General features: G+C 68.4%; 5 protein-coding genes and 1 pseudogene. 2 read left to right on the top strand and 4 right to left on the bottom strand.

The window, feature by feature from the left end; all coding sequences use genetic code 11:
• Both I53_RS29275 and I53_RS29270 read left to right on the top strand, forming a co-directional pair.
• Positions 1 to 1,317, top strand: a 1,317-nt coding sequence (locus I53_RS29275; RefSeq protein WP_043357726.1) for a L,D-transpeptidase family protein, incomplete at its 5' end; no start/stop codon positions are given.
• Between the two features lie 143 nt (positions 1,318 to 1,460).
• A pseudogene (locus I53_RS29270) lies at positions 1,461 to 2,959 on the top strand (DUF882 domain-containing protein).
• A gap of 88 nt (positions 2,960 to 3,047) precedes the next feature.
• On the opposite strand, the gene I53_RS29265 reads toward I53_RS29270, so the two are convergent.
• From I53_RS29265 to pufC, 4 genes are all read right to left on the bottom strand, one after another.
• The gene (locus tag I53_RS29265) at positions 3,048 to 3,299 is read right to left on the bottom strand and encodes a hypothetical protein (RefSeq protein WP_043357721.1); all 252 of its coding nucleotides are present in this window, start codon (positions 3,297 to 3,299) and stop codon (positions 3,048 to 3,050) included.
• Positions 3,300 to 3,492: 193 nt separating this feature from the next.
• Complete coding sequence (gene ppdK / locus I53_RS29260) at positions 3,493 to 6,183, bottom strand: pyruvate, phosphate dikinase (protein ID WP_043357720.1); 2,691 nt, start codon at positions 6,181 to 6,183, stop codon at positions 3,493 to 3,495.
• A 165-nt stretch (positions 6,184 to 6,348) separates the two neighbouring features.
• Entirely contained in the window at positions 6,349 to 6,492 is a 144-nt protein-coding gene (locus I53_RS32040) for a DUF3096 domain-containing protein (RefSeq protein ID WP_075380395.1), read from the bottom strand.
• A 108-nt stretch (positions 6,493 to 6,600) separates the two neighbouring features.
• Positions 6,601 to 7,430: photosynthetic reaction center cytochrome PufC (gene pufC, locus I53_RS29255; protein WP_043357719.1), on the bottom strand; the 830-nt coding region annotated here is incomplete at its 5' end.

Genomic DNA, 7,430 nt, shown 5'->3' with positions numbered 1-7,430 from the left:
TCTAGAGTCAATCCGGCGACGCCCGGCTATCTCGCCCTCAAGGCGCGTCTCGCCGCCCTGCGCGGTCCCGTGCCGACCGCCGTGAAGCCGCTGCGCCTTCCGGCCGGACCGGCCCTGCGCGTCGGCATGCGCGATGCCCGCGTGCCGCTGCTCCGGGCGCATTTCAATCTCGAGAGCCGCCCGGCCGGAACGTTCGACAAGCCCCCCGGCGAGCCGGACGAGTACGATTCCGTCGTCGCCGACGCGGTCGCGAAGTTCCAGCGCGGCCGCGGGCTGCCGGGCAACGGGGTCCTGAACGTCCAGACGGTCCTGGCCCTTGCCGATGCCGGTCGCGCCGCACGCCCGACGGGGGGCGAGGCCGAACTCATCGTCAACATGGAGCGGTGGCGGTGGCTTCCCGGCGATCTGGGATCCGACTACATCCTGGTCAACGTCCCGGAATACCGCCTGCGCGCCTACCGGGGCGGCGTCCTGCGCGATGAGGCGCGGGTCATCGTCGGCAAGCCGGAATCGCGGACGCCCCTGTTCTCGGGGCTGATGGAATACGCGGTCGTCAACCCGTCCTGGTACGTGCCGCCCTCGATCCTGAAGACGATGGCGCCGAAGCTCGCCGGCTACGGTGGCAAGACCTGGGGGGGCTACGAGGTCGTCCGCCGCGGGGGGCACATCTCGCTCCGCCAGCCCCCCGGCGAGCGCAATGCGCTCGGCTTCATCAAGTTCATGTTCCCGAACCAGCACGCGGTCTACCTGCACGATACGCCCAACCGCTCGCTGTTCTCAGCCTCGAAGCGGGATTTCAGCCACGGCTGCGTGCGCGTCGACGACCCGTTCCGCCTTGCCGACGCGGTGCTGCCGGACTGGTCTCAGGACAGGTTGAAGAAGCTGATCGGCAAGGGCGAGCGGACGATCCGGCTGCCGGAGAAGCTGCCGGTCCATCTCGCCTACTTCACCGCCTTCGTGGACGATGGCGGCACCTACCGCACCTTGCCGGACCTTTACGGCTACGACGCGCCGATGCGCGCGGCCCTCGGGCTGCCCGGCGGCGGCGGACCGGCGATTGCCCGGCTGCCGGACGAGCCGCCGCGGCGCAAGGCCGAGTCTGCGCCGAAGCCGCCCGTGGCGCGGACGGTCCATCGCCGCGCGCCCGAGCGCCCGGTGGCCAATGCCGAGGCGTGGCCCGAAGGGCGCTACGAGGAAGCGGACACGCGGCGCCGGTCCCTGCGCCGCGCCGCCCGGGCCGACAGCGCGCCGGAATACGGCGAGCCCGGGCTCTGGACGCCTGCGCCGCAGCAATCGGCGCCGCGCGGGTGGTGGTAGGCCACCCGCGGAACCCGCAACTTTCGCGTGCGCAGACGCACAGCCGGGCACGATTTCGCCACGGTCGAGCCTTAGCCGTTTCGACCGACAGCCCGGGCTGAGATGCGTTCGGGCGAGGGTTTCGGGAGAGGATCAGGACCATCGTGCCCAGTCTCCCGCGTCCCCTCCGTCATCTCGCCCTCGGCTTGTCCGGCCTCGTGCTCGGAGTGCTGGTCGGGACGGCCGAAACCGAGGACGCGGTGGCCAACGGCGACACCCGCTCGCTGACCATCTACCACACGCACACGCAGGAAAGCGCGACCATCACGTTCAAGCGCGATGGCCGCTACGACCGCGCGGCCCTCGATCAGCTGAACTGGCTGCTCCGCGACTGGCGGATCAACGAGCCCACCAAGATGGATCCGCGGCTGTTCGATACGGTCTGGGAGGCCTATCGCCAGGTCGGCTCGTCGCAACCGATCCACATCGTCTCGGCCTATCGGTCTCCCGGCACCAACGCGATGCTTCGCCGCCGCTCCAAGATGGTGGCCGAGTACAGCCAGCACATGCTCGGCAAGGCGATGGACTTCTTCGTGCCGGACGTCTCGGTCGACCGGATCCGCGAGGTCGGGCTCCAGATGCAACGGGGCGGCGTCGGCTGGTATCCGCATGCCGGAACGCCCTTCGTGCATCTCGATGTCGGTTCCGTGCGGATGTGGCCGCGGATGACCCACGATCAGCTCGCCCGGCTCTTCCCCGACGGCAAGACCGTGCTGCTCCCGAGCGACAATCGACCCTTCCCGCGCTACGAGGAAGCCAAGGCCGAGATCCTGGCCCGCGGCGGTACCGTCGCGGGGATCACGACCCAGATGGCCGGCGGCGAGGAAGAAGACGGTCCCGGCCTGTTCGGCTTCCTGGCGAGTCTGTTCGGCGGCGGTCGATCCAGCCCCGAGCCCGCTCCGGCACCGCCGCCGGTGGCGGTCGAGAAGAAGGGACGGCGCGCCCCCGTCGTCGCCGTGGCGAGCGCCGATCCGCAGGATCCGGTGGGCGCACGGACGGCCCTCGCCTATGCGGCTCCCGCCACCGACGACGCGCTGCGCGGTTCGCTGGCGGCGCGGGCTCAGGCGAAGAGCGCGGAGATCAAGCCGTCCGATGCCAAGTCGCTTCTGACGGCCGATCAAACCGCGCCCGCCGACGACGCTATGCCGGCGGTCACGACGCCGCTGCCGCCGCGGCGTCCCTCGGACCTCGCAGCCGCGGTCGCGAGCCTGAACATGCCGCTTCCGCCACCGCGCCCGGTGCAATTCGCCGCGCTCGAACGGGGGATGGCCAATCTTCCGTCCGCGAGCGAGATTCGCGCGCTCGGCAAGCCCACGGCGCCGGACCCGGTTCGTCCGCGTTCGCTCGTGGCTCCGGACGCGGACGCCAAAGCCCAGCTGCGCGCCCTGTTCGATTCCGTGTCCGCCGTCCCGTTGCGACGCCGGCGAGCCGCGCTGTCCCCGTGCATGTGGCTGCTACGCGTCTCCGCGGTGCAGCGCCCGACTCGGTCGTCGCTGCCGTTCCGGACCGCGTCACGACGCGGTTCAGCACGCGCAGTCCGGGCGATGACCTGACAACCCGATTCACCGGCTCCGCTGCCCGCGCCTTGCCCGGAGCACGCTGATCGAGGGGGCGGTCTGACGGGGAGGTGCGCTCCGCCTGCACGTCCACGTCGGACGGCTCGTGCGGGATGGCCAGAGCGCCCGTTCGACTCAGCGCAGGGGCTTGGACAGGTTGACCGCCAAGGCGCCGACCAGCGTTGCCGCGTAGCTGTCGTCCTGCGTCCCGGCGATGCGTTCGGCTTCGCCACCGCTGTTGGCCGCGACCGACATCATCAGCATCACGGCGGTCACCAAGCCGCCCAGGCCGCCGACCAGGGCGAAATACGCACGGACGGCCGCGCGCGGCACTGACGCGGCCGCATCGGTCCCGGTGAGGCACAGCGGCGATGGGCTGTGAGACATCTTGACGGCCGATTCTGACGGGCGACGTTGACCCGACGCAGGCCGAATAGGCGCACGCCAGACCGCCTCGTTCAACGAAAGAACGCCTCACAAAGAGTCGAGTTCAACCGAAAGGCGAGGTTTTTCCACTGGTCTTCATTCGGATGGTTGATCGCCGTCCGGAGGCCGCCGCGCGGCGGCCTCCGGCGCGCGTTCAGCCTTCCTTGCCCGAGACCTTGCCCAGCGCCGCCTGGGCGGCCGCGAGCCGGGCGATCGGCACCCGGTAGGGCGAGCAGGACACGTAATCGAGGCCGACCTCCTGGCAGAAGCCGATCGAGGCCGGATCGCCGCCGTGCTCGCCGCAGATGCCGAGCTTGATGTTCGGCCGGGTCTTGCGGCCGCGCTCGACGCCGATGCGCACCAGTTCGCCCACACCTTCCTGATCGATGGTGATGAACGGATCGGCCGGCAGGATGCCCTTCTGGGTGTAGGGGCCCAGGAAGGTTGCCGCGTCGTCGCGGGAGATGCCCAAGGCCGTCTGCGTCAGGTCGTTCGTCCCGAAGGAGAAGAACTCGGCCGTCTCGGCGATCTCGCCGGCCTTGAGCGCTGCGCGCGGCAGCTCGATCATCGTGCCGACCTGATAGTCGAGGGTCGCGCCCTTCTCCTCGGCGACAGCCTTCGCCATCGCGTCTATGCGCGCCTTCACGATGTCGAACTCGGCGCGCGTGAACACCAGCGGCACCATCACCTCGGGCGTGACCGGGTTACCGGTATCGGCGGCGGCCTGGACGGCCGCCTCGAAGATCGCCCGGGCCTGCATCTCGGCGATCTCCGGGAAGGCGATAGCGAGCCGGCAGCCGCGGAAGCCGAGCATCGGGTTGTGCTCGGACAGCTCCCGCATCCGGTGCCGGATCTTCTCCTCGGAGACCCCGGTCGCCTTCACGACCTCGGCGACCTCGGCATCGGTATGCGGCAGGAACTCGTGGAGCGGCGGGTCGAGCAGACGGATCGTGACCGGCAGCCCGGACATGATCGTGAACAGCTCGAGGAAGTCCTGGCGCTGATAGGGCAGGATCTTCGCGAGAGCCGCACGGCGGCCCTCGGCGTCGTCTGCCAGGATCATTTCGCGCACCGCGATGATGCGGTCGCCCTCGAAGAACATGTGCTCCGTACGGCAGAGGCCGATGCCCTCCGCGCCGAAGTTGCGCGCCGTGCGGGCATCCGTCGGCGTATCGGCGTTCGCCCGCACCTTCATGCCGCGGAAGGCGTCGGCCCATTCCATCAGGGTGGCGAAGTCACCCGACAGCTCGGGCTCCAGCATCTTCACCTCGCCCTGGATCACCTGTCCGGTGGACCCGTCGATGGTGATCTTGTCGCCGGCCTTGAGCGTGTTGCCGCCGACCGTCAGGGTCTGCGCCTTGTAGTCGATCCGGATGGAGCCGACGCCGGAGACGCAGGGCTTGCCCATGCCGCGGGCGACCACGGCCGCGTGGCTGGTCATGCCGCCCCGGGTGGTCAGGATGCCCTCGGCGGCGTGCATGCCGTGGATGTCCTCGGGCGAGGTTTCGATCCGCACCAGGATGCACTTGCGCTCCGCCTTGCGATGCGCCTCCGCGTCCTCGGAGCTGAACACGATCTCGCCGGTCGCCGCGCCGGGCGAGGCCGGCAGGCCCGAGGCGATGACCTTGCGGTCCGCCTTCGGGTCGATGGTCGGATGCAGGAGCTGGTCGAGCGCCCCGGGCTCGACCCGGCCGATCGCCTCTTCACGGGAGATCAGCCCCTCGCCCGCCAGATCCACGGCAATGCGCAGGGCGGCCTTCGCCGTGCGCTTGCCGTTGCGGGTCTGGAGCATCCAGAGCTTCCCCTTCTCGATGGTGAATTCCATGTCCTGCATGTCGCGGTAGTGCGACTCCAGGATCCCGTAGATCCGGGTCAGTTCCGCGAAGCTCTCGGGCATGGCCTTCTCCATGGAAGGCTTGTCGCTCTCGGCCTCGATCCGGGCTTTCTCGGTGATGTTCTGCGGCGTGCGGATGCCCGCGACCACGTCCTCGCCCTGCGCGTTGATCAGGAACTCGCCGTAGAGCGCCTTCTCGCCGGTGGACGGATTGCGGGTGAAGGCCACGCCGGTGGCCGACGTGTCGCCCATGTTGCCGAACACCATGGCCTGCACATTGACGGCCGTGCCCCAGCTCTCCGGAATGTTGTTCAGCTCCCGGTACTTCTTGGCACGGGGAATCATCCAGGAATTGAATACGGCGCTGATCGCGCCCCAGAGCTGGTCGTCCGCGACCTGCGGGAAGTCGGATCCGTGCTCGTCGCGCACGATCTTCTTGTAGGTCTGGATGAGCGTCTTCCAGTCCGCGGCGCTGAGCTCGGTGTCCAGCTCGAAGCCCTTGGCTTCCTTGTACTGCTCCAGCGCCTCCTCGAAGGCGTGGTGCTCAACGCCCAGCACCACGTTCGAATACATGGTGATGAAGCGACGGTAGGAATCGAAGGCGAAGCGCTCGTCTTCGGCCTCCTTGGCCAGCGCCAGCACGGTCTCATCGTTGAGCCCGAGGTTGAGGACCGTGTCCATCATGCCGGGCATCGACGCCCGGGCGCCCGAGCGGACCGAGACGAGGAGGGGATTCGTGGCATCGCCGAACTTGCGGCCGGTGAGCGTGCCGATCTGGGCGAGCGCAGCGGCGATCTGATCCTTCAACTCCGGCGGGTAGGACTTCCCGTGATCGTAGTAGTAGGTGCAGACTTCGGTGGTGATGGTGAAGCCGGGCGGAACCGGCAGGCCGAGATTGCACATCTCGGCGAGGTTGGCGCCCTTGCCACCGAGCAGGTCGCGCATCTGCGACTTGCCCTCCGCCTTGCCGTCGCCGAAGGCGTAGACCCACTTCGCGCTTCCGGTCGCCATGTCGATCCCGTCCGTATCTGGTGCCCGGCGCTGGCCGAGCTGATGGGCGGGGTTGGACCATCCCGCAGCGCAACGCAAGATGAACGCGCGATGGCCCTGTGCGTGCGTGGATGACGGGTTCGACGGTCTGTCAGGCCCCCCGCGTCGCGGTGCGGGCGCTGCCCCTCAATGGAGGATTCCGAGCCCGATCACGCCGACGATGATCAGGTAGATCGCGACGATGTAGTTGAGCAGCCGCGGCATCACCAGGATCAGGATCCCGGCAAGGATCGCGATGAGCGGTTGGAGGTTCGAGATGGTGATGGTCACGGGCGCCTCCTGAGGCCGAGCTTGGCCGCCGGTATCGACGCCTTTACCCAACAGAGGTTCCCCGGAGCTTGAGCGGAGCGGCCGGACGGTCCGGCCGCTCCGGTCCGATCACGGCTTCGGCGTCTCGGTGCCGGGGATCGGGTCCTTCGCCTCGCCCGTGGGCAGGTTCGCCGAAATCGTCGGGTGCGACAGTTCCGGATAGGGCTCGATCACGTTGGCGCCGTTGAGCGGCTTGTTGGCGCCGTTGTGACAGGTGGCGCAGTTGATCTTCGGCACGTCGCCCAGAACGCCGAGGCGATTCCGCGGGAAGACCGAGGTCAGCGGCGTCATGTAGTCCTGGTTCAGATCGCGGACCATGCGGATGCCGTACCAGGCATGGACGCGGTTCGGCGTGCTGGTATCCCACTGCGCCACCGAGCGGGTGTTGTGGCAGAAGGTGCAGTTCACGCCCAGTGACTGCGACATGCTGATCATGATTGCGAAGGTCTTCTCCGCGTCCTGGATCGGCTTGCCCTTCGTCTCGGGCAGCGCCGTGGTGGCGTTGACCCGCACCGCATCCTCGGGCGTGTCCTTGTGCTGGTAGAAGGCCTGATAGACGTCGTAGGGCAGGGACGTGTTGCCGACCTCCGCGGACGCGAGATTCTGGCTGTTGTTGCGCGGGATGAAACGCCCCGCCCCCTGAACCGGGTGGTCGAACCAGATATTCGCCGGCACCGGATTGCCGCGGTGACACGTGTAGCAGGTCACACCCGCCTCGTGGACGTGCTTCTCCTTCCAAGTGGAATTGATGTACTGGGTCATCTGCAGCATGCGCCGGGCGACGCGCTTCTGGTAGAGCTCGTCCGAAGCCATGTTCTCGGTGCTGTGGCAGTACGTGCAGCCCTGCTGGGGTGCGACCCACTCGGTGATCGACACCATCAAGCGGTTGAACTGCTCGG

This window comes from Methylobacterium sp. B1, from assembly GCF_000333255.1.
Taxonomy (GTDB): domain Bacteria; phylum Pseudomonadota; class Alphaproteobacteria; order Rhizobiales; family Beijerinckiaceae; genus Methylobacterium; species Methylobacterium fujisawaense.
This window is presented reverse-complemented; position numbering and strand designations above follow the sequence as displayed.